21 protein-coding genes, 1 pseudogene and 1 riboswitch are annotated in these 22,604 nt (G+C 45.6%); of the genes and pseudogenes, 7 read left to right on the forward strand and 15 right to left on the reverse strand.

Annotated features, from left to right (window positions below; translation table 11 throughout):
* Positions 1 to 184 precede the first annotated feature (184 nt).
* Positions 185 to 1,396: a cation:proton antiporter gene (locus tag GLV98_RS19445; protein WP_160917650.1), complete on the reverse strand. Its 1,212-nt coding sequence runs from the start codon at positions 1,394 to 1,396 to the stop codon at positions 185 to 187.
* A gap of 100 nt (positions 1,397 to 1,496) precedes the next feature.
* Positions 1,497 to 2,882 (reverse strand): D-alanyl-D-alanine carboxypeptidase/D-alanyl-D-alanine endopeptidase, encoded by a 1,386-nt coding sequence (dacB, locus tag GLV98_RS19450; protein ID WP_160917651.1) that lies wholly within the window; start codon positions 2,880 to 2,882, stop codon positions 1,497 to 1,499.
* Between the two features lie 344 nt (positions 2,883 to 3,226).
* Between dacB and GLV98_RS19455 the strand changes: the two genes are divergently transcribed.
* Positions 3,227 to 3,961, forward strand: coding sequence for a poly-gamma-glutamate hydrolase family protein (locus GLV98_RS19455; protein WP_160917652.1), 735 nt, complete (start codon positions 3,227 to 3,229; stop codon positions 3,959 to 3,961).
* Between the two features lie 57 nt (positions 3,962 to 4,018).
* Here GLV98_RS19455 and GLV98_RS19460 read toward each other — a convergent pair whose 3' ends face one another.
* From GLV98_RS19460 to GLV98_RS19470, 4 genes are all read right to left on the reverse strand, one after another.
* Positions 4,019 to 4,663: a hypothetical protein gene (locus GLV98_RS19460; RefSeq protein WP_160917653.1), complete on the reverse strand. Its 645-nt coding sequence runs from the start codon at positions 4,661 to 4,663 to the stop codon at positions 4,019 to 4,021.
* 380 nt (positions 4,664 to 5,043) lie between these two features.
* Positions 5,044 to 5,172 carry a hypothetical protein gene (locus GLV98_RS20320; protein ID WP_272917312.1) on the reverse strand — a complete coding sequence of 43 codons (129 nt, stop codon included), beginning with the start codon at positions 5,170 to 5,172 and terminating at the stop codon, positions 5,044 to 5,046.
* Between the two features lie 222 nt (positions 5,173 to 5,394).
* The gene (locus GLV98_RS19465; RefSeq protein ID WP_160917654.1) at positions 5,395 to 5,850 is read right to left on the reverse strand and encodes a hypothetical protein; all 456 of its coding nucleotides are present in this window, start codon (positions 5,848 to 5,850) and stop codon (positions 5,395 to 5,397) included.
* Between the two features lie 105 nt (positions 5,851 to 5,955).
* Positions 5,956 to 6,234, reverse strand: coding sequence for an RNA polymerase alpha subunit C-terminal domain-containing protein (locus tag GLV98_RS19470; RefSeq protein WP_160917655.1), 279 nt, complete (start codon positions 6,232 to 6,234; stop codon positions 5,956 to 5,958).
* A 159-nt stretch (positions 6,235 to 6,393) separates the two neighbouring features.
* On the opposite strand from GLV98_RS19470, the gene GLV98_RS19475 reads away from it, so the two are divergent.
* Positions 6,394 to 7,299, forward strand: a complete 906-nt coding sequence (locus GLV98_RS19475; protein WP_160917656.1) for a VanW family protein — start codon at positions 6,394 to 6,396, stop codon at positions 7,297 to 7,299.
* 78 nt (positions 7,300 to 7,377) lie between these two features.
* Here GLV98_RS19475 and GLV98_RS19480 read toward each other — a convergent pair whose 3' ends face one another.
* The gene (locus tag GLV98_RS19480) at positions 7,378 to 7,959 is read right to left on the reverse strand and encodes a DUF4256 domain-containing protein (protein ID WP_160917657.1); all 582 of its coding nucleotides are present in this window, start codon (positions 7,957 to 7,959) and stop codon (positions 7,378 to 7,380) included.
* A 265-nt stretch (positions 7,960 to 8,224) separates the two neighbouring features.
* Between GLV98_RS19480 and GLV98_RS19485 the strand changes: the two genes are divergently transcribed.
* The 4 genes from GLV98_RS19485 to GLV98_RS19500 all read left to right on the forward strand — a co-directional run bounded on the left by GLV98_RS19485 (position 8,225) and on the right by GLV98_RS19500 (position 10,119).
* Positions 8,225 to 8,893, forward strand: coding sequence for a peroxiredoxin (locus GLV98_RS19485; protein ID WP_160917658.1), 669 nt, complete (start codon positions 8,225 to 8,227; stop codon positions 8,891 to 8,893).
* A 168-nt stretch (positions 8,894 to 9,061) separates the two neighbouring features.
* Positions 9,062 to 9,460 (forward strand): DsrE/DsrF/DrsH-like family protein, encoded by a 399-nt coding sequence (locus tag GLV98_RS19490; RefSeq protein ID WP_160917659.1) that lies wholly within the window; start codon positions 9,062 to 9,064, stop codon positions 9,458 to 9,460.
* Positions 9,461 to 9,477: 17 nt separating this feature from the next.
* Entirely contained in the window at positions 9,478 to 9,813 is a 336-nt protein-coding gene (locus GLV98_RS19495; protein ID WP_337193778.1) for a rhodanese-like domain-containing protein, read from the forward strand.
* 78 nt (positions 9,814 to 9,891) lie between these two features.
* Positions 9,892 to 10,119 (forward strand): sulfurtransferase TusA family protein, encoded by a 228-nt coding sequence (locus GLV98_RS19500; RefSeq protein ID WP_160917660.1) that lies wholly within the window; start codon positions 9,892 to 9,894, stop codon positions 10,117 to 10,119.
* A gap of 117 nt (positions 10,120 to 10,236) precedes the next feature.
* Here the strand turns inward: GLV98_RS19500 and GLV98_RS19505 are convergent, their stop codons facing one another.
* Entirely contained in the window at positions 10,237 to 11,529 is a 1,293-nt protein-coding gene (locus GLV98_RS19505; protein ID WP_160917661.1) for an NCS2 family permease, read from the reverse strand.
* A 66-nt stretch (positions 11,530 to 11,595) separates the two neighbouring features.
* Positions 11,596 to 11,696: riboswitch (purine riboswitch) on the reverse strand.
* 309 nt (positions 11,697 to 12,005) lie between these two features.
* Complete coding sequence (locus GLV98_RS19510; RefSeq protein ID WP_160917680.1) at positions 12,006 to 12,839, reverse strand: STAS domain-containing protein; 834 nt, start codon at positions 12,837 to 12,839, stop codon at positions 12,006 to 12,008.
* Positions 12,840 to 13,156: 317 nt separating this feature from the next.
* Between GLV98_RS19510 and GLV98_RS19515 the strand changes: the two are divergent.
* A pseudogene (locus tag GLV98_RS19515) lies at positions 13,157 to 13,357 on the forward strand (formaldehyde dehydrogenase, glutathione-independent); the annotation flags it as partial.
* 145 nt (positions 13,358 to 13,502) lie between these two features.
* Here the strand turns inward: GLV98_RS19515 and GLV98_RS19520 are convergent.
* From GLV98_RS19520 to GLV98_RS19545, 6 genes are all read right to left on the reverse strand, one after another.
* Entirely contained in the window at positions 13,503 to 13,961 is a 459-nt protein-coding gene (locus GLV98_RS19520) for a DinB family protein (RefSeq protein WP_160917662.1), read from the reverse strand.
* Positions 13,962 to 14,155: 194 nt separating this feature from the next.
* A complete protein-coding gene (locus GLV98_RS19525; protein ID WP_160917663.1) occupies positions 14,156 to 15,703 on the reverse strand; it encodes a SagB/ThcOx family dehydrogenase in 1,548 nt (515 codons plus the stop codon).
* A 19-nt stretch (positions 15,704 to 15,722) separates the two neighbouring features.
* A complete protein-coding gene (locus GLV98_RS19530; protein WP_160917664.1) occupies positions 15,723 to 17,669 on the reverse strand; it encodes a TOMM precursor leader peptide-binding protein in 1,947 nt (648 codons plus the stop codon).
* Positions 17,666 to 19,585 carry a bacteriocin maturation protein gene (locus tag GLV98_RS19535; protein WP_160917665.1) on the reverse strand — a complete coding sequence of 640 codons (1,920 nt, stop codon included), beginning with the start codon at positions 19,583 to 19,585 and terminating at the stop codon, positions 17,666 to 17,668. Before GLV98_RS19535 ends, GLV98_RS19530 begins: the two co-directional genes overlap by 4 nt.
* Positions 19,586 to 20,385: 800 nt before the next feature.
* Positions 20,386 to 21,024 (reverse strand): GNAT family N-acetyltransferase, encoded by a 639-nt coding sequence (locus GLV98_RS19540; protein ID WP_160917666.1) that lies wholly within the window; start codon positions 21,022 to 21,024, stop codon positions 20,386 to 20,388.
* 94 nt (positions 21,025 to 21,118) lie between these two features.
* Positions 21,119 to 22,153 carry a DUF2332 domain-containing protein gene (locus GLV98_RS19545; protein WP_160917667.1) on the reverse strand — a complete coding sequence of 345 codons (1,035 nt, stop codon included), beginning with the start codon at positions 22,151 to 22,153 and terminating at the stop codon, positions 21,119 to 21,121.
* Positions 22,154 to 22,604: the final 451 nt, after the last annotated feature.

A 22,604-nucleotide genomic window follows, 5' to 3' on the forward strand; every position in this document is an offset into this window, starting at 1 on the left:
AACAACTTTCTTCTTAACTTCTTCAGGATAATGAACTTTTTTACCCATAAGAAAAACACCTCCAAGTGTAAGTAGTATTACAACTTTGAAGGTGTTTTATTAAGTCTCATTTTATTAGGTCACTCTACATCGAAGGAGGTCTTTTTCCATTATTTGTATGACCTGGTACACCAGGATATGGAAACTAAGCCAGCCCGAGTTTTTTGATTACTGGCTTCAAGGTGAGTCCTTGGACGATTAGTGAGAAAAGGACGACGGAAAAGGTGAGTAACAACACTTGTTCCCGGCCGTCAAAATCCATCGGCAGACTAAGGGCGAGAGCGATGGAAAGACTTCCTCTTAACCCGCCCCAGTTGATGAGGATTCTTTCTTTCGAAGAAATTTCTTTCACCCAGCCTGTTCCGATGTAAACCGCGATCGTACGACCGACGAGCACAATGGCAATTGCCCCGATGATATATCCCCAGTTTCCAGCAAGATCGATGTTTCGAATTTCAAGACCGACCATGAGGAAAATCAACGCATTGGCAAGCAAGGTAACACTATCCCAGAACGTATTGAGATTCGTCTTCGTTTCTTCCGACATTCCGATTTTCGCCCCGTAGTCGCCAAAAACGAATCCGCCGACAACAACGGCAATGACCCCTGACGTATGGAAGTGCTCTGCAATAAAGTAACTGCCGAAAAAAAGCAGGGCACTGAAGGCAACCTCCAACGGATAATCATCATAGACACGAATCACTTGAGAGAACACATAGCCTAAGATCAGTCCGATCAGGGCGCCACCAACCGCAAATTTCAAGAACATGAATACCCCGCTGCCGAGTCCGGCCCAGCCCATTTCAATGTAGGTCAGCAAGTAGATGCTGGCGATTTTGAAGAGGACGACGGCAATCCCGTCATTGAACAGTGACTCTCCCTCCATGATCGTCGACATTTTTTGTTTCACCCCGAGCGACTTGAAGATGGAAAGCACGCTGATGGGATCCGTTGCACTCATGAGCGCAGCAAATGTAAACGCCACGGCAAGGGGCAGGTCCAAGAAGAAATAGGCCGCTGCTCCGATGCTGAGCGACGATATAAAGGTTCCTAAAAACGCGAGCCCCATGACCGTTTTCTTTTGTGAGAACAGATGGTGAAAAGGCAGTTTCAACGTCGCATCCCCAAGGAGAATCGGAAGAAACAGCGAGATGACAGTCGCCTGGAACACTTCCGACTGTGTGATATAGCTCTCCGCTTCCTCTATGAACGGCAGCTGGGTTAAGCCGAGGACAAGACCGACCAAAACCAAGGCTACCGAGTCTGGTTCTTTCAAAAGTTTTGCGATCGCGATCACGGTGACGGAGATGGCGAGCAACAATAGAATTTGAATAAAAACATCATGAAATCCGTGCATGAGAAACCCTCCCAGTATGAAATGCGCTACAGTTAGTCTTTCCCTTCTTGGTCTCCCCTTACCCATAAAAAAACGGACGTGTGTAACGTCCGCACTGCCGTTATTTTCTAACGGAAAACTGATGCTCTGAAAGAATGATCGCCAACTGGTCTTCGATCTCATCCACATCTTCCGCCAAGAAATGATTGAACACCATCGCAAAAATCAGTGGGTCCCCGGCTTTGGTTGTTACATACCCAGAGAGGGAGGAAACACCAGTCAACGTCCCTGTTTTCGCCCTGACATTTTCCAAAGCCTCAGTCCCCTGCATACGATCGCGCAACGTGCCCCCTACAAACCTTTCTTTATTCCCGGCAACAGGAAGCGATCGTCGAAATTCAGGGAACCATTCTTTCTCTTGAACTTGGAAAAGCAATTGGGAGATTTCATGGGCAGGTATGAAATTTGTCGCCGACATTCCCGATCCATCATTCAGCTGTACGGTATCCATGTTTACACCCAAACGGCGCATTTCCGTTCCGATAACATCCAACCCTTTATCCCAGCTTCCTTCATCGTGGATGACCTTGCCCATTTCTTTTACTAATACTTCCGCATGGCCGTTGTTGCTCAGTTTCATAAAGGGAAGAAACAACTCTTTTAAAGCCATGGACGAATGCTCATACAAGCGGGTGGCCTCTTCAGGCGTTTCAGCGATTTTAGTGTGTGATCCTTGTACCCGGATGCCCTCTTTCACTAACGACTGGTGAAAAAGTTCACTCACGAGCCCTGTCGGTTCAAAAACCGCGATCCACGACTCAGAAACAGGCTCATCGGTTTCCATCGCCCCCTGTACGATGATGGTATTGGTTCCGTGCTTCCTCTCAACCTTTAATTCATCATCTTTTTTTGACTTTACGGTCTTTGTCCTGTTCACAATTTCCACATATTCATTATCCGGGGTGACTTCGATCGTCGCCGGTTGTCCTTCTTTATTTGCAGGAGAAACACGGATCATTACCGTCCCTGCATCATAATCCTGATCCGGAGACACCGTCAGTGCAGATACTTGCGACGCGTAGTACTCACTTTCCTGCGACCATTGAATCCCATCAGATAAACGGATATTGTCATACCACGTATCATCTGCTATGACATCTCCTGTAATTTCCTTGATTCCCTTCTCCCTTAAAAAAGCCGCCATGGACGCCAAGTCTTTTGCCGTCAGAGTCGGATCTCCTTTTCCCCTCAAATATAGGTTTCCGTTTAAGGTAGGGTCGTCCATATCCCCGTCTGTCCACAATTCTGTTGTGAACACGTACTCAGGTCCAAGCGTTTCCAATGCGGCAGCTCCTGTGAACAATTTTGTATTCGAAGCAGGGGTCAATCTTAGATGAGCATTCCTTTCATAAACCACCTCTCCTGAGTCGGCATGGCGTATGCTCACCCCTGCCATCGCCCCGTGAAGGGCTTCATCCTCCAGTAAATCATCAATTTTATCTTTCAATGCCGTTTCCCCTTCCGAGACCTCCTTTTCTCCATCCGACGTGGAGTTAAAAACCAACATCTTCATGATGGTAAGAAAAGGGATGATAGCTGCATTCTCTTTGGTGTCGACATCTTTATGTACAGGCCTCCTAAAAAATCTTTCCTACGTTCATAGTAGCAGAGCAGACAGATTTTGTAACTTTCTCTCGTTTTTTACTGCCTTCCAAGTGATATCCTCTGTGCTTTCATCACCCGCAGGGCTTACGCATCCATATCCCGTTCATCTCCTTCATTGATCAAGCATATTGTTATCCAAATGACCCCATCATTGATAGAGTACCTTTAGAAGGAAGAGGTGTAGATATGAAGCTGAAACTCACCCTGGCCATCGCTGTTTCCATTGCAGCAGTGCTATGGTATTTAAATGAAGAAAAAGAGAAAATCTCACAAAAAGCGGAAGACGACTGTTCCGGCGATCGGTTCTGTTCGTTTGAAGAGCTCAAAAACGTCTATGAAGAAGGAGAAGACTGGGTCATTGCGACAAGGACCGAGGGGAACCAGAATTGGTTGATCAGCGCGATCCATGGCGGCGGGATCGAAGAGACGACCTCATCCTTAGCCGAGGCGATTGCAGGAGAGGACTATCCCTATTACGCATTCAAAGGAAGGTTAGCATCAAATAATTTTAGAAACTTACATATTACTTCCACAAACTTTGATGAGCCTCAAGCACTTGAAATGGCCTCAAAGGCCGATCATCATATTTCCATACACGGGGCAGGCGGTGAAGAACCTAAGACACTGATCGGTGGTCGGGATCAACAGTTGAAGAAAATCGTGAAGCGTCATTTAGAAGAGAAAGGATTTGCTGTCGAAGAAGCACCTGAACACCTGGATGGCGATCATCCCGACAACTATGTCAACAAAACAAAGACGAAAAAAGGGGTGCAGCTTGAGATTACCCGAGGACAGAGAAAAGCCTTCTATAAAAACGGGGATATCAGTTATTCATCGAGGAAGGATTCTACCAACGAGACCGAAGCTTTTAAAAATTATGTAGAAGCAATGAAAGACGCGATCAAGGAATATCAAGACTAGCAAACGTAACGCTCCACCTGTTGTGGAGCGTTTTAAACGATAAGTCTTACCCATCATTTACCCTTTCTCCCATTCAAATTCACCATTCTCAATCACTTGTAAAAGCCGATTCTCTCCCTCAATTTTATATTCACCCTCCACAGTTTCTCCACCCATACTCCCCCAAATACGGAGGCCATCCTTTCCGACAACAATCTGAATCCCATCTCCATAAGAGTCCCCTTCCAACCAAATCGAATAGAGATGTCTGGAGTATCCTTCATCTGAGGTCACTAGAGTCATATCTGAGGCGGTCTGGAGCATGCTTTGCATCTCTTCCGGATTTTCCAAAGTGACGGTTTTGAAGGGTTTCCCCATCTCCGTATGAATCCTGATCTCTGTGACCATTTGTGCAGCGTGTATATGATCCGGAAGGGCTTCACCGAATGTGGTCGTTGTTGGTTTGTTAATCAAATAAAACAGAACAGGCGTAAGAATGATAAAACACAGCACGATTCCAGTCACCAGGCCCACCTTTTTCCTGAAAAGTAATGATAAAAAGACTAAAACAGCCGCTCCTATCAAGCCCATCAGTAAAGCGACATTTCCTATTTCCAAATCTTCCTTGAAGTATGCGCCTGACGATCCAACAATGATCAGCGTCGCTACTGCAATGATCGGGAGACTGATAAGCCATGCTTTGCGCAAACGTTCGTTGACCAAAAAGGTTCCTCCCTTCTTGAATTCAACCCTTAGATTTTGCCCACGGGCTGCTTCTCGACCTTTTTCTAAAGGGTGATCTTTCAATCCTTGGTTACACATTGGAAAAATCTCAACAGAAAAAAAGAAGCTCCAGAAAAGCCTCTTTGAATGGAAAGTCCCATGAAGGGAAAGCTCCCAGAATGTTCCTTTGCTTATTTCTTCATCTTATTAAACCCACCGATAGCTATGAAGATGACGAAGAACAGAATGATCCATGAGCCAATACCCATATCTTCTCCCTCCCACAACGTTTCGTTTCCTTCTTTACGTCCAGGAGCTTTAAAGGTTTCATTTTTGCATACTCCCTGATCATCATGGGTAAATATGTAAGTGGAATTTTTTTAAAATCCGAGATGATCCATTGGAATTCTTTTAGCTATACTCTTTTTCCTTACGATTGCAGCCATTTTAACTGTCGGCATTCTCGCTTTTTTACCTGAAAGCAGAACCTCCCGTGTTTCAGCAGGCATCATCATCATACTCCTTTCTACGCTCGTATTTGTTGCAGGCGCAGCTTTAGGAGGAATCGGCGGTGGCGCTTTCGGTGCAGTCGCTGCTATAGCGCTTTTGATTTGTGGCTTATTCATCTTGGTAAACGGAATTTTCACAAGCAGCCAGTATAAGCCGGGAGCTTTAGAAAAAGAACGTACGAAAAGAAGACACCACGGCGGATGATTTCCTATGATAAGTCCTCAATAAAAGGAACCTTCTAAAATTTCATTAATATCACCCAAGTGTTGAATAAGGGAAAGCCCTGAGAAAAATACGTAAAAACAACTGAGGACAAGCACTTTGCCCAATGGCTTCCCTTTCATGACATCCATCCCCACCCAGAAGATCGCTACCATGATGGCTGTGAAAAAGAGGTGATACTCCATAGCTTGACCCTCGATACGATCGACCAGTGCTGCCTGTCTCCATTCCTCCTCTTCAGGCGGCTGATAAGTAATCCTCTTTTCTTCAAATCCCCACGTATTCAATGACTGTACGACGACCGTATTTTCCTGTTTTTCCACCACTTCATAACCGAGCGGGGAATACCCCAGTGGATAAGCGACAAAATAGGACAAGAAAAATGCGGCCAACAAAAACGCCGTATAAAGAAGCACGCGTCTGATTTTATTCAACGTCTCTTCACCCATAATCATACCTCCCTCTCCTTTTAAATGTTCTTCTCTTACTCTTTATACGAGTGCAGCAAAAAATCGTTTCAAACTTGCCTCTGGTACAAAGGGAGGTCCCGACCACTTTTGTTAATCCTTAAACGTTAACCCTTTCTCGCCCAAAGCTGCACGAAGTTTGGGTATTGAACTTTTACCCAGACCATGAAGTTTCAAAATTTCCTTCTCACTGTAAGCAGATAACTCCTCTAAAGAGTGCACGCCTTGATTTTCCAACGCTCTTCTTGCCGGAGCGGACAGCGTCGAAAGAAACCCACGCTCAGGCTTTCGCTCTTTCTCACAAATCGGACAGGTCGGACAATCACTTTTCTTTTCATACGTATGACCTCGGTCACATGTTCTGATACTCATTGAGAACACCTCCTTGTTTTGCCTTAGTCTTGTTAATGAACAGCTTTCGCTCTTTCCGCAGTCATAAAGGAAACGTGGCCCCTCTTCCACGATATATAGAAAAGTCATTCACATGATTCCCCCAACACCAACTCATACTAACTTCAGGAGGAGTCAAGGATGAAAATTGCCATTCTATCGCTATGCTTATTAATTGCTGCACCGTTCATTCAAGAACAGGACGCATCCATCACCTATAAAGGTGAAAAAATAATGAACGTGAACCGTGAGGACTTCAAGGATGAGATGTTGGGAAGGCCCTTTGTCGATACGAAAAAAACCGCACAGTTGATGGCGGCATTGGAATCTAAAATTAACCGTGAACCCGTTCCTGCAAAAATCGGGGAAACAGAGGAGATCCTCCCAGGCAAACCGGGAACCAAAGTCGATCAAAAAAGGTTTACCGAAGAATTTTACCGTTATTTAAATAGCAACGGGGCCGCTGCCATTCAAACCCCCACCCTCCCCGTTCACCCGAGAGTCGACAGTGAACTGCTCGCGACCATCCGCACGAAACAGATCGGCCAATACGTGACTTATTTCAATAAAAACAATCAGGAACGCGCCCACAATATCCGTCTGGCCGCAGAAGCCCTGGACAGTCATGTCGTCTTTCCCGGCGAAGTTTTTTCTTTTAATCAAGTGGTCGGGAAAAGAACAGTAGAAAAGGGTTACAAGAAAGCCCCGGTCATCGTCAAAGGAGAAGTGACAGAAGGCATTGGGGGTGGCATCTGCCAGCTTTCTTCCACATTGTTCAACTCCGTAGATAAAGCCGGCGTGAAGATTATGGAACGCTATTCACATAGCAAGAGAGTCCCTTATGTGCCGGAAGGACGTGATGCGACGGTGAGCTGGTATGGTCCTGATTTCACATTTAAAAACCCTTACAATCAACCTCTATTGATCCGCTCGAAGGTGTATGGAGGGCAGATGATGGTCAAAGTGTATTCTTCTGAAGTGATCAATATCGAGCCGAATGAAGTGCCTGATGCAAGCAAACAGCTCCCGGAAGAGATGTTCCAATAGGATAAAAACCATTTTCAAGTTCAAAAGCCTGCCCATCCATAAACTCGTTCGAGGTGCAGGCTTTTTCCATTGGAAAGATCAGACGTGCAGCGCCCCCCGGAATCCTCTAGCCTTATAATAGGACTCTGCTCCATTGTGATACAAAAAGACGTGATTAAAACGACGATCGCAAAAAAGGGCTCCGCCCAGTTCTCTGATTTTCTCTGGAGTGGCAACCCAGCTCGAGGTCTTCAAATCAAATTCGCCGAGTTCCTGTAAAGCGCGATACTGTTCTTCCGTCAACATTTCGATCCCCATCGAAGTCGCCAGATCCAACGCACTCGTTTCAGGTTTATATTTCTTGCGGGCTTCCAAGGCAGCACGGTCATAACACACACTTCTGCGGCCTTTCGGACTTTCCTTTGAACAATCATAAAAGATGTAGACGTCCTTCTCTTGGTCGTATCCGACAACATCCGGTTCGCCGCCGGTTCTTTCCATTTCGTTCAGGGACCAAAGTTTCTCAGGATGTTCATCAAGTCTGGCCTGTACTTCCGCCCATTCCAGCTTCTCATGGCGTCCCATGTTTTTCTCAAAACGTGCTTTTAAGCCTTTTAATAATTCTTCCTTCTCATCTCGTGATAGCACTTCTTTATTCCTCGTTTCCTTTGTCACCCTCATTCCTCCTTTGAATTTTTATAAGATGGTGTATGCACCTTCTATCTTACTACAAAAATTGAATCTCTTCTTCTGTTCATGAAACTCCTTCAAAATCTGTCCAATGATAGAGAATACGGGAGAAGTCGTGTATTCATCGGGTTTTAAATCCATCATATCACTCCTACTATTTACCGAATATACACATTTTCCGAACATACCCGTTTAGGTATGATGCAAATCGGTTATGGAACTACTACATACTCAAATCCCGAAAAGGAGTGTTCAGATGGAACAAGAAAACCAGGTACAAGAACAAACCTACAGCTTACCTAGAATCGGTGAAAAAGCACCTGAATTTACGGCACAAACGACGCATGGGGAAATTTCATTAAACGACTACGAAGGAAAATGGTTCATCCTTTTCTCTCACCCTTCTGACTTCACACCTGTGTGTACGACGGAGTTTGTGGCTTTCCAGGGAATTTATGATCAACTGCGTGATTTGGATACGGAATTGATCGGCTTGAGTGTCGATAGTGTGACGTCCCATATTGCCTGGATCCGAAATATTGAAGAGAACTTCAATACGACCATTGAATTCCCCGTCATTGCTGATTTGGATAAACAAGTCGCTACAAAGTTCGGGATGATCATGCCGGAAAGCAATGGCACTGAAACCTCCAGAGCTGTGTTTGTGATTGATGATAAAGGGACCGTCCGTTCCGTCATCTATTATCCACTCACCACAGGCCGGAACATGGGAGAAATTCTACGCCTTGTAGAAGCACTGAAAACGACGGATGAACATGGCGTATCCACTCCGGCCGATTGGGAAAAAGGAGATCAAGTCGTTGCTTCTCCTCCAAAAACGACGGAGGATGCCAAAGCACGTCTGGATGATTCAGATTATGACTGCGTGGATTGGTACTTCTGCAAAAAGGAGATCAACTCCTAAACAGAAACGATCCTAGCCGTGTCCATATGGAGAACGAACGAAATCCGACCGTTCTAAAATCATGTTCTTCATTACGCACCATTTTCTGACTACTAGGTCATCTTCATAAGAAAGACTATACAAGACAAACTATGGAATGAGATCAACCATTTTCAAGGAGGAATTCTAATGGCGAATACAAAAGTGGCTATCATTGCAGCGAATGGAAGTTTATTTGATGCGTATAAAGTATTTAACGTCGCCTCAGCGGCAGCAGCTTCTGATGCAGAGGTAGGCATCTTCTTCACTTTTGAAGGGTTAAACTTAATTCATAAAGAAGGGCACAAAAACCTGCCTTTACCTGAAGGAAAAGAACACTTCCAAGAAGGTTTCCAAAAAGCGAATGTCCCTTCCATTGAAGAATTGGTCGGCATCGCTCAAGAGATGGATGTCAAACTGATCGCCTGCCAAATGACGATGGATGTCATGAGTTTAGAAAAAGAAGATTTCGTAGAAGGCATCGAAGTCGGCGGCGCTGCTTCTTTCATTGAATATGCGAAAGATGCAAACATTTCCTTAACTTTCTAAGCAAAGGAGTTTGAATAGTGACCGTTAAACACTTATCGACAAGTGACTTAGCTGAAAAGATGGAGAACAACCAGGAGAAAACAGTGATTTTGGATGTACGTAATACCGATGATTTTGATAAGGGGAAGATCGAAGGTAGTCAAGTGGATGTCATCAATGAACCTTACTTCAACCTGCTTGATGATGTCGAAACCCTTGATGGGAAATTGGCGAAAAACCAAGAGGTAATCGTAGTGTGTGCAAAAGGGAATTCATCTCAAATGGTCGCTGAAATGCTGGATGAAGAAGGATATGAACATGTGTACTCTTTAGACGGCGGCATGCACGCATGGAGCGAACAATTCGAAAAATAAAGAATGCAGAAACATGGCCGCACAACCGATGGTTATTTCCAATGAGTACGTGTGACACCAATAAAAGGAGGATTACAAATGGAAGCAAATGAAGTGTTGGATGCAAAAGGATTGGCATGCCCGATGCCTATCGTTAAAACGAAAAAAGCGATAGAGAAACTGGAGAGCGGCGAAGTTCTGGAAGTCCAGGCGACGGACAAAGGAGCGAAAAGTGACATTGCCGCATGGGTTAAATCCGGTGGTCACGAACTGTTGAAAGACACAGAGGAAAACGATGTCTTGAAGTTCTGGATTAAAAAGGGATAAGGACCAGAGCTCTTCGGTCCTTTTTAAGAGAAGGTAAGACCCACATTCTAACGGAATGAAAAAGATCTGCCCCGCGCTTCATAAAAGCCAGGGCAGATCTTTTTTATAGGATAAGGTTCACAAAAATACAAAGTACATAATAAACAGCCCGCCAAGCGTGTACATGATTGGGTGTACCTGTTTCCAATCTCTTTTCGCAATCATAGCGAATGGATAAAGAATAAACCCAAGTGCAATACCGGTAGCAACACTGAAGGTGAGCGGCATCATGATGATCGTGACGAACGCCGGCACCACGATTTCAAATCGGCTCCAGTCGATTTCTTTCACTTCTGTCGCCATCAGAGCACCGACGATAATTAACGCAGGGGCCGTCACTTCTGGTGTGATGACACCGAGGACAGGTGAAAAGAACAACGCAATAAAGAAGCAAATGGAAATAACAACGCTTGTGAATCCTGTCCGGCCGCCGACAGCAACACCTGCGGAAGATTCGACGAAGGAAGCCGTTGTCGATGTCCCGAAAATTGCTCCTGCCACTCCGGACGTGGAGTCCGCAAGCAACGCACGGCCTGCGTTTGGAATTTTATTGTCTTTCATAATGCCAGCCTGACTGGCGACAGCAATAAGCGCGCCTGCCGTATCGAAAAATGCGACAAATAAGAAGGTGAAAATAACCGCTAAGACTTCCGGTCTGAAGATATCCCCTAAATGCTGAAATACCACGCCGAAGGTTGGCTCAAGACTTGGAATTTCTCCCACGACAGATTTAGGCACATCCACCAAGCCAACGATCATGCCGATGATGCTCGTGAGGACAATCCCGTAAAAAATACCTCCACGAATGCCACGCACAAGCATCATCAGCGTAACGATAAATCCGAAGGCGGCAAGCGCCGTTGTCGGTGAGGTCAATTGTCCGATCGATACGAACGTTTCTTCACTTCCAACGACAATGCCCGCATTTTTCAAGCCGATGAATGCGATGAAAAAGCCGATGCCCCCTGCAATCGCATGCTTCAAATCTTTCGGAATCACATTGATGATTTTCTCCCGGATCTTAAGAAGACTCAGAATCATAAAGATAATCCCAGCAATAAAGACGCCGGTCAAAGCCACCTGCCACTCAATCCCCATTCCGATGACTACAGAAAAGGTAAAAAATGAGTTCAGCCCCATACTCGGTGCGATCCCTACGGGGAAGTTAGCCAGAAGCCCGATCAACAGCGACCCGACAATGGCAGATAAAGCGGTAGCCGTAAAAAGCGCTCCTTTATCCATCCCCGCCTGACTTAGAATGATTGGATTGACGACTAATATATAGGCCATAGAAAGAAACGTCGTAATTCCAGCGAGCGTTTCTTTTTGAAAGTTCGTTTCACGTTCTTTGAATTGAAAAAAGTTTCTCATGATGTCCCCTCCTATACACAAAAAAAGCACCGGCAATCTACCGGCGCTCATACATAAGGAAAGGAACATAGACGTTCCATCCCTTGTAGACGAGCTATTTCCGGTAGCTGGTAGAAACGTTCAGGCCGTATTCCTGAACTTATACAAGGTGCTGCTGTTTTGAATTATAGGGAGAATCATAACAATCCCATAGACAGCGGTCAATGAATATCATAAATGTTCGGGAATTCACTTTTTTCTGATTTATGTCACAACTTCATTTTCCCCCACGTCGTAGAAGTTCGGTACGAGCAGGAAGTCTATGATGGGCCCGTCCGTTTCGGTCAACCAGTCATAGATTCACACAAAGGCAGAAAAATTCCCGCTCGTTGGGATTCCGGATGAAAGCCCTGAGGAAGAAGAATCAAACACAAACGCAAAAAAAGGAGAGAGAAGAGGAAAAACCCCTCTCCTCGTTCATTCTAAACTCTCACTGTTTACTTCTTTCCTAGAAGAAAATATTCACTTAACGCTTGCTGCAATGTAGCCAGGGTTTCCGTTTGCTGATTGAAGTTCACACCCGTATTTGTAATCTCTCTTACCGTTTCTTTCCTCAGCCCCGTGATAACCGTTTTACATCCCATCATCGCTATACCATCAATGATTTTCATTAATTCCACTGTACTTTCTTTATCCATCGTTGCAATCCCGGATAAATCAATGATCAAGATCTCGATCCTTAATTCAGATACGTTGACTAACACTTTATCTTTTAGTGTTTCTATACGGTTGGTGTCCATCGCCCCAATCAGTGGAAGGACGCAAATGGACGAATCGATGGGAATGATCGGAACAGAAAGGTTCTTCACCAATTCCTGTTGAGCGGTGAGGAGAGAATCTTTGTATGTAGAATAATTGATGAAGAACGAATTCAGAAATTCGTCGACGCGGTTATTGATCGCATGTTCCAATTGGAAAAAATAACGGATTTGTTTATTTTCATTCATCTCATAATAATTTTCAATCATGATCCAAAGCGTTCTCCGGATCGCCTGGACCCATTCTAATTTGAATGAAAGGTCAATGGCATGCGTGGCCCAGGCAATGCCTTCTTTTTTGGCAAAATTCCTCAATTCTTCATCTTCCCCATCAATAATATAAAAAACCAAGTGGTGGGCATTGTTCACAAGGTCGATGTTCCCCACCGTGAGAATATCGTCAATCTTGTCTTTCACATTCACCGCTTCGTTCAATAATGTTTGTTCGAAAATTTGACTGTTTTTCTCGAAGAACCCTTTTAATTGATCGGAGTAATGGTAAGTGACTTCCATGCTTTCACCCTTTCTCAAATCGTAGGTTTACTCCTTACGATTAGTAATTTTTTTAAATCAAATAAGTATTGGCAGTGAGAGAAAAGTCCCCATTTCCATTTACTATTTTACCATTTCTTCTTTTATTTTGAGAAGTGAAATGGCAACGCAGCCGTTCCTGCTAGACCAGGAAAGGCGACAGAGAGGAAATAATTACCACGATTGTGTTTTTTATGACAAATAAAGGGAATATCCTAACCATTGTCCTAATCACTCATAGTTTAGGTGTCGTGACCTTAGCGTTTGGTTTTGAATTTCCCCTTGAGGAGGAGAAAAAATCGTTCGCTACAGGCCAGACACCCGTCATGCAATATCACCATGGTTTGATGATGTCGATTTTGAAAGGAAAAGCCAACATCGCTAAAGCCGTGAACGCTACGGTCATTGGTTTAGAAAACGCCCCACGTGGTTATGATGAATTCGATAGCGGGGTAGCGAAAAAGTTTGTCCTCGACCCGCACAACCTGATCCGCAGTTAATGATTGAACGTCTCGATCCTCTATTAGGGATCGAGACGTTCTTTTGCGGTATACATAGTCCTGTCCACGTGCGAATGGAAGCTCCTTAAGCGGGACGCAACTAAAAAAAGCTGACTCATCCATCAAGTCAGCTTCCCCCATTCATTCACTCTGCTACCTTTTCTTTCAATGCTTTCATCGTACCGGTATGTACCCCTTCATGGTATACCGTGAAGTTCAGGATTTCACCTACCGTGGGTAAAGATAGGAAAGCTTGTGCCGCTTCGTCATCAAGCTGTCCAGCGAGTACTTCCTTCAGTTTCTCCGGCTGTTCCTTGAGCTCCTGCTTCAGCTCATCAAGGGACGGGATCTCCCCCTTCCAATTGGATGGTTTTGTTCCTGGAGCGAACAACTCTATGTAACGAGGAGGGGTTTCGACAGGTTTGCCTCCGAACTTAGCCAGCAATGAATTTTGCACCACATAGATGTGTCCAAGGTTCCAGCGGATCGTGTTTTTAAATCCTTCTGGTTGTTCATCTGCCTCCTCTTCTGTGACACTTTCCAAAAACTTCAGCGTCGCTTGTCTTACAAGACTGATTTGTTTAAACAGCTGTTCTTCATTCATATGACCATCTCCCTTCTTCCCTATTATTCTAGCTACCTCCCCTGCCATTCACAACTATACTGCTCGGGCTAGAGACCATGGCCGTTCCAGAAAATACAAGAGACCACACGCTATATTTCCAGATTAAAAAAACAGAAATCTCCTGTTTATCGATCAGGAGATTTCCCTCTGTGAAAAGGTAGATGGCCTTTATATTAAGTAAGCATCCCTACAAGCCAGCTCCTCGGTTGATAATAACTGACAGGGATTTGAATGAGCGTCGTTTCTCCAGAGCCTTCCAACTGATACATCCGATCACAAGCCTTCCCATCATACCCAAGGAGCGGATGCCCGTTCATCCCAAGGGCACTGGCGGTTAACAAAAGTCTTTGCAGAAGCATCCCTGCTTCCATCTGCTGAATCCGGTACCCCCTGTACCCGAACGTTTTTTTATAATGGGTCCGTTCCCCGGTGATGTGAAGACAGATCGGCACTTGGTGCAGATTGACGTTATCGACTTTCATAGCCTTCTGCAAGGAAAGGCGGAAATCCCCCCGACCGATTTCAATCAAGGAATGAGTGTGAGCATCATAGCGGTAAGCGCCATCGGGCAATCCTTCCACACCATGAAAACATCCATAGATTGATAAGGAGGAGCGGTCCTCTTTTCCATAAAGGTCCGTAGAAAATGGTTGGACTGTTTCTTTCAGGAGCAAAGCGAGCTGCTTTAGAGGAATCGTTTGGTTTATAAAATCAAGTTCTGGTGAATGCCGCTTCCGGCAAGCTTCAGCCAGGTCATAGGCTAAAGGTTCAACTTCCGGTAACGGCTGGATAGGATACCTATTCCGGTCATCGTCCTCTTTGTGTTTTAAGAGCTCGAATTGATCAGGAGAGTCAAACATGGCCTGCTGATTGATTTTTTCAATAAAGGTGTATTCAAGGACATTGATGGAACGTTGATAATGGCTGTTTTTGACTTCTGGAATGTTTCCGCTCCATTCTGATGAGGAAACATGGTTCTTTCCCAGAAAGGAATGGTCCTGAAGAGTAAAAGGGACGACGGCGTAGATGCTCTCCTCTTGTTCATCCAATCCAAGCAAATGATTGATGGGACGGTCAAGGAATTGAAAATGGACGGTCGAAGAAAATCCGGCACGAGAGCTTATTTCCTGCCATTGGCCGAGCAGCGCACCGGCATCTAAGCCTTGAAGGCGATAGGAAAAGGAATTGTATTTGAAAAAGTTTTTCCAAAACATCGTCGTCACAAATAAGAAACCCTGTGCTTGAGATCCATCACAGCGATGACCGAGAGCTCTCGTAAGATAAGCATCGTAATTCCCTTCTCGAATCAAAAGCAGACGGTGGTGGGCGGCATCATAATGGTAGATTCCGTTTGGGACGTCTTCCATTTTCAAATAGATATAGAGTTCACTCGGATACAATCCGCCACCCGAGGGTACGAAACGGCGGAACGCCTGCATGGTTTCAACGCCAAAGCCTTCTTGGGACGGGGTCGCTGTTTCGCTGTACCGGGTCTGGCCGTACGTGTACCAAAGGAGAGGACCTAGCTTCGCAAGCCCCTTTTTTGAAGCCAAAGAGGCTGCGTTTAACGAAAACGGCAGGTCCCCGTCAAGCGGGATCTCCTGCAGATGCTGGTAAAGTTTAAATGGAAGCGGGGCATCGTCCCAGGCGGGTTTCCAATCCGCAGGAATGACCCGCTCACTTTGAAATTGCAATTGATATAGGAACCGGTCAAGATCCATCACACGCCTCCTTCAGCCATTAAGGGAATGGATGCGGATAAGGGTTAAGCTCACCTGGAGTCAGCGGACGATCGGTATAATCGAGTTTATGAGGAACTTCCAAGACTCTGTTCAACCCTTCGAGTCGCCTGAGGTGATGACCGAAAGTCATTGGCAGCATGCCAGGAATCAACACTTTGACGCAGTGCAGTCCATTCCTCTCCAACTCGCCCGCTGTCTGGTCGACAACGATGACATCCAGGTTCAATCTCTGGAAAACTTCCAAGAGGTCTTTCAAATCCTCAGTGAGGTCCGGATGAGCCCTTTTCCGCTGAAAAGCTTCTTCAAACGTCTGCATCGGCCGGTCCTGATTCAACAAAAATCCGAGGCGTTCTTCTGCTTCCGGGAGTCCGTACACCATCCCATGATCATCCATTTTTTTCACGAGGGAAGAATCGTGAAGCATCTTCACATATGACTTTTTGTTCTTTTTGAACTCTTTATTCAAGGGCTCGATCATACCGACGCTTTCGAATACCGCACTTTTCACAGCTTTGACGGGATCGAGATGGGCTCCTGCGGCACAGATCAGATTCAAGTCTCCAGAATCCGCATTGATTTTCTTGATGATGGTCAGGATACAAGGAATGCCGTGTTCCATCGTCGCATTGTACAAATAGAGGTCGTAGCCGGCGATCTCTTTCATCCGATCGATCATCATGTGCAGCTCTTGATCACCGGAAGAATAAGGATCGATACGAGGAAGAGGAAGTTCCGCATACCAGGATAAGAGAAAAGAATCTCGTTCCAGGACTTCCATCATCCCGTGGAAAATCGCCTCTTCCCTGCTGCCTCCGATGGCACAACCGTTGGAGGTCTCAAAAATGTACCCGCCTCCACAGCCCATGCTGTAGTAGGCAAGCCTTTCCGGAACTAGAATTGGCTTTTCCTGTACTAACGAATACCCCCACACCCAGTTCATTTTTTTGTCGGGATGATAAGGGGAGAAAGGAAAACCTTTTTTTCTATACTGTTCAACAGAATGAACGCCGACATCGAGAGGGTGTAGCGCTGAACGGAGGTTGCTGTACCTGTCATATACCCGTGTTCTTTTCCCTTTCGGATCCATCCCACAGAAACGTTCCAAGCCTTCCAGGATGGCGGTCCTTTCACTGGCAGCATAGGAATTCGTCCTCCCTGCCGACCCTTCATTGCCGTTCATGAGCGGGAGATTAACAACCACATCCGCGAACGGGGTCTCAAAATCGATCATTTTATGATTGAGGAGTCCTGTACGCGGGTCGAGGTAATCTTTGGTGAGGAAGGTGCTCAACTCCTCCATCGACCTTGAGCGGTAACTGCCTTCACTGATTTTCATACTCGGTCCCAGGACGATCTCAGCACGATGAGCGGAATCCTCTACCATTCCGCTGCAATACGGACACTGGGAATCTGGCAAAAAGTGATGCCGCGAGCTTTCCAATGTCCTCATGTTAACCAGGTGGACCGCCTGATCTGTAAAGACGCGTTTCCCTTCGCTCCAACGTTTGACCTCATTTTTTATGAAAGTAGTCATCTGTAGAACCCCGTTTACAGATACCCATTCATCCGGTCTCGCCTGTGTACTCTCCACAAGCGTCTGGTGAATGTTCCATAGGTCTTCGCGATCGCTCGCTGTCATGAGTCTTCTCAAATCCGCACACTGTGAACATCCTTCACTTCCGGGGCTGACCAACGGGCCGATGACGCCTTCACCAAAGGCAACAAAACCTCTCAGCCAATCGATGCCTTTTTCCCGGGCGACCCTTTCCCCCATGAGAGAAGAGCCCGGATTCCAACCGTCCTCTAATACGAGAAGTAAATCCGTGGTTTCGGGTACGTTTTTTTCAAAACTCCGGATACAGGTCATTTCATAGTCCGGCTTCAGTTCCTTGACGACACGCTCAACCAGGACGCCTTCGCCTACAACCGTAATGAAAGCACTCATTGACCATCCCCCCTTTCCATCCATACCCCATAAAGGTCGATCATCCCGTCTCTCTCGAAAGGGTCCATGGAAATTTTGACAAAGGAAGGTTGGTGCTGTCGTTTTTCCAATTGCGTGATTGCCTGGTCAAGAACCTGTATGTTGTTTCCAGTTGCTATAGAAGGAATCTCTAAAGCGTTCATCGTTTCTCTTTCAAAATATAGCTCGGAACAAGAAAGGAAGGAATAGGCGGATGGGAGGCCATGATTTTGCTGTTCCATAAGGAGAAGGAATAACGCCTGGCGGACAGCCAGTGTCAGATCCAGCGCGACTGTCCCCCGCCATATGCTGTCGAGCGTTTTCACCCAAACGACCGGAAAGCCGAAACCATCTTTTGAAAAGGCAAGCTGCGGTTCCTTATCCATCGTCTTGAGAACCTGCCAATAATAGCGGCAATGCTCATCTTCGATCTTGTTTAAAGTGACCTTCCTTGCTTTCTTGATTTTGTGATGATCCTGGATCATCCAATGATTTTCAACCGCTTTTTGCAGTGCTCTAAGGCAGGCTTCTGTTTGACCTTCTCCGGCCCCGATGTGGAAGGTGTCATAAGAAACCGTATGCGGGCCTGAATTTTGTAAGATTTCCCGTTTCAGTGGCTTCACATACGCCTCCACCCCGAGGAGACCTGCTTCCCGTCTTGCCTCTTCATGAGTTCTCCCACCGGCAATGATCTCTGGACTCAACTGCTGTGACCGGACATGAACGACTTGAACAGAACATTGGGAAAGGGGGAGCTGTTCCAGATCTTTTTCTTCCCAATGATGAAAAATCCCTAGAGGGCTTGCCGTTAATTCACCAAAATAATAAAGAAATTCGTTCTGGTCTTTTTTGGGATTCAGACTTTCCTCTTCTTGAGGATTCCTTTTTTCCGTTGTCATATTCTTTGTGGCCAGTGGATGCGGTTTAAACGGGTGCCACCTTCCCTCAAGGGTTTCCATGTTCATCAGATAGACATGATCGTTCTGATGAGGCTCCTGGACTCCTATTATCTTCTTGAACAGTTCAAATACCAGGATCGTAGAAAGCATGGATTGAGCGGGACTCGAGGCATTCAAAGACGGGGATTCGCTTTTCATATGATCGGGCAGGCTCCGCCAGGCCGATTCCCAGCCTTTTTCAGACGCTTCATCGATATAAGGCCCTGCGATTCCATAAGCCCCTAGAACGGCAGCAGGCAGGAAACCTTTCTTCTTTTCCAGGCAATGGTTCATGATGCTCTGAAGCTCTTCCACCTTTCCTTCTTGAGATACGTAGAGAACCGCATCATAAGGATCGATCTCATCCGCCCAGGAAAAGGACTCCTTTTCAGCAAAGAGATTTACCGATACGTCAGGGTCTATTTTTCTTGCTGCTGTTTCCAATTCCGATAACCGGTGGACGTTTGTCTTCTTGGGATCCGTGAGAAAGACAGAAACGTCCGCCAACCCCGTTTGAAGCAGAGCGGAAACAAGACCAGTCACCATCGTCCCCTCACCAATCGCCAACACTTTTTTCTCCCTGAATTGCTGAAAATGGTAAGCAGGAGAATCGACAAAACTTTCTAAGTACTCGATTTGGGGAGCGAAGGCCTGCACCACCTGATCTTTCAAGTCGTGTGACCGTTCCTGTCTGACATCTAAAAGGAACCCGTTCTGATAAAGGGTGTCGGTAATCTCATAAAGCCGCTCGCGATAAGGATTCGGCAGGCCGTCTGTCAGACTTTCCATAGAGTGGCTTCCGTTCAGCATCGGGATGAGTTTTTCAATCCATTGCTGGATCATCGGGCCTTCCATTCGGAAAGAACCCGCATTGTTTCTGAAATAAACACGATCGGTCTCCGGCATGAAAAACGTACCCTTTTTGACTTTTAAACACATGGAAGGTTGGACCTTTGTCATGACGTTCCTCCTTGCCAACTAAGGTGACTTCCTAACCGATTTTATGTATGGCGACATCGGAGTTATGCGTGGACAACATTGAGAACCCCTGTCGGAATATCCAACAGGGGTGAGCATACTCGTTCATTATGTCCGTCCGGGTCGATGGATCAGCGTCCTCCGCAGCGACCGCAGCCCCCACAACGTGCGCATCCTGCACAACGAGCACATCCGCCGCATCCTGCACAGCGCGCACAACCGCCACATCCCGCGCAACGAGCGCAGCCGCCACATCCACCACAACCAAAGCAACTGAAACAGCCGAAACATCCTCCGAATCCGAACCCAAGCCCCACACACAGACGTGCATCATTCGAATAAGCTTCTTGCTGCTGACTCGGGACCAGTTGTTGAGCCCGATATTCACCGACGTCTAAATTTTGAATTTGATTTTGAAATTCATTCACTTTGCTTTCCCCTCCATATTTCCATCCTCTGGGCGTAAAAAACACAAAGCACTACGTTCACAACAACGTATGAAGAATGCCTAGAGATTGTTACTATTCAGTTAGTGCTGACAAGCGAGAGGAGGGAATGGAAGGATAGCTGTGGCCTGAATAATCCCTGCTTTTTAAATAATCCTAAAATCGGTCACGAACAGGGGCAGAAAAGGAAGAGTGGTTCAATCCGAAAAAACAACCACCACTCTTGCTGACCATCCGCTACCCCTCTATCCTTTGGCTTTTAAGGAATGATAAAATGCCTGACCTCCATGTACGAAAGAATCATCGTAGTGGCCAGTCAGGCACAATCAAACATTCTTATTCATCAAGCATCGATGCTGCTTTTTCAAATTCACGTTGGCTCGCTTGAACCTTCTTTTCTTTTGGAGGAAACGATTGATCAAAAGCCTGGACTTCCTCATCATCAACTTCCAGCGCATCAGAAAAAACGACACAACCGGAAATGTCCTCAAGCGCCCCTTTGTAAAGCGGCAGGACCAACAACCCTTTATAGAACTTTTGATCCGGCATGGAGATGTTGTATTGTTTCCCGCCTACAAATCCATAAGGTTCATAATGATAGGGAAAACCGAGGGTCAGGATGGCGCGGTATCCCTCTTCTTTAGCTGCTTGTATCGAATGCGTGATTAGCTTTCTCCCGAGTCCTTTTCCATGATAGTCAGGAGAGATGAAAACAGGCCCAAAGCTTATGGTTGGGTATTCTTTTTGTTCTTCGGTCACTACTTTAGAGTGCGTATAGAAAATCCCACCGACTACCTCCCCATCAACCTCGATCACAAATGAGAGGTCCTTGATAAAGTCTTCATGTTCCCTCATTTTGTGGATGACGAAGTGTTCATGACAGCCAGGGAAATATAAATTCCAAAAAGCCTCTCTCGCCACTTCTTCCACTCTTCTGTAATCTTGTAGTTTTTCGTTTCTGATGTGAATTCTCATAAATCGTCTCCTTCCAAAATCATTTGATCGAGTATTATTTATTATTCTCAAGTTTCAGGTGTATAAATAAAACCGTTATCCACTCCCCATAATTTCACTGCATCTCCAACTCCCAATCAAACCAACGTCCGTGCCCATCTGTTTCACCGATCGTCTCCGTCTTAAAACAGCCCTTCACATAAGAATCAACATGAAGCTTCCGATCATTCATATTGTTATAAATATGGAAGACATCTCTTCCCTGTCCAAGATCAGCAACTCTACGAAGAAGCTCATCCTTCACGCTTTCCGGCATCTGGTTGGCGACATGAGTATGGAAGATACATAGAGTAGAATCATCCTGAATATCTTTAACGACTTCAGGAAGCAAAGCAACTCCATCCCCTACTATTAAATGAGGCGGAGCCTTTTTCAGTTGTTGGACCGCCGCATCAAAGTTCTTTCTCCGTTCTTCATGTTCAGGCCATAGGAGCGCTTTCAGCCATTGAACATTTTCTTCTATCGTTAAATCACTGACATGAAGGTCGATGCCTACCCGCTCTTTTACTGAAGGTGTCCATTCAAGTACATCTAAAGGAAGCGCTCCTTTTCTTACCTTGGATGTGAGATGAACAAAGGAATCTCGGTTTCCGTAAAATTGGTCATCGCCATAGGAATAGCTGTATTGGTCCCACAATAATTGCAGCCCGGCACTCGTACCGATTTCGATGAGCGAGAGAGGCTTCTTCGTTCGCTGATGAATGGAGCAAAATACAGGGTAAAGGTAAGCACACCGGCGGACCTCATTGGTCTGGACTCGTTTAGTTTGTAGTCGATGAAAAATGGCATCCACATTTTCCATACAAAACGCCTTGAAGGTTGGAAAAGGATCCCGCTCCCTGTCTGGATTATCCGTTACACTTTGATAGAAACTTGCGAGTGCATGGTTCGCACCTCGTAATAGTAAATCGTGCACAGCAGCGAAGAAAAGATTGGGAACAGGCTGACCTTCTCTTGCTTCGAGACAAAGTCGCAATAGTTCCTCGTCTTTAGCGACTTTCAGTGATAAATGTTTGTACAGTTCACTTGAACCTTCACACTCATTCACGGCAAAATCATGGAACCTTTCAGCAGTCCTCGTGGTATTCATACCGTTTCCTCCCATCATAGTATCACGTAAGTCTCTTGACTAATCATCCTTCAAAATCTATGAAATCAATGACTTTCTATCTTGCTTATGTAAAAGTTTCATTTGATTATTCGTTTGTGTATCTTCTTCCACGTTAGCGGCACCTATATGAAAATCATCCATCATTGAGTAGAATAAGGCTTGGCTTCTCCATTCATCTGTTCAACCGGGAGCAAGATGAGCCCCTTTTCATTGCACGAAGAGCTTCTTTCGCTTCCTCGTATGCCTATGATTCGGATTCCTCTTTTCTTCAAGTTCATCACCGACTTCAAACGATTGGCAACATTGGTCTATCCTTATTTTGGTAATCATTCTCCATCAAAACATAACACACCGCTTCTCTCCTGCAAAGAAATACATGGAAGAGGAAAAGGATGGCCGTCCCTTTTTCAGGCAAATAAAAAAGCCTGGA

The sequence above is a fragment of the Halobacillus litoralis genome, assembly GCF_009856415.1.
Lineage (GTDB): Bacteria > Bacillota > Bacilli > Bacillales > Halobacillaceae > Halobacillus > Halobacillus litoralis_C.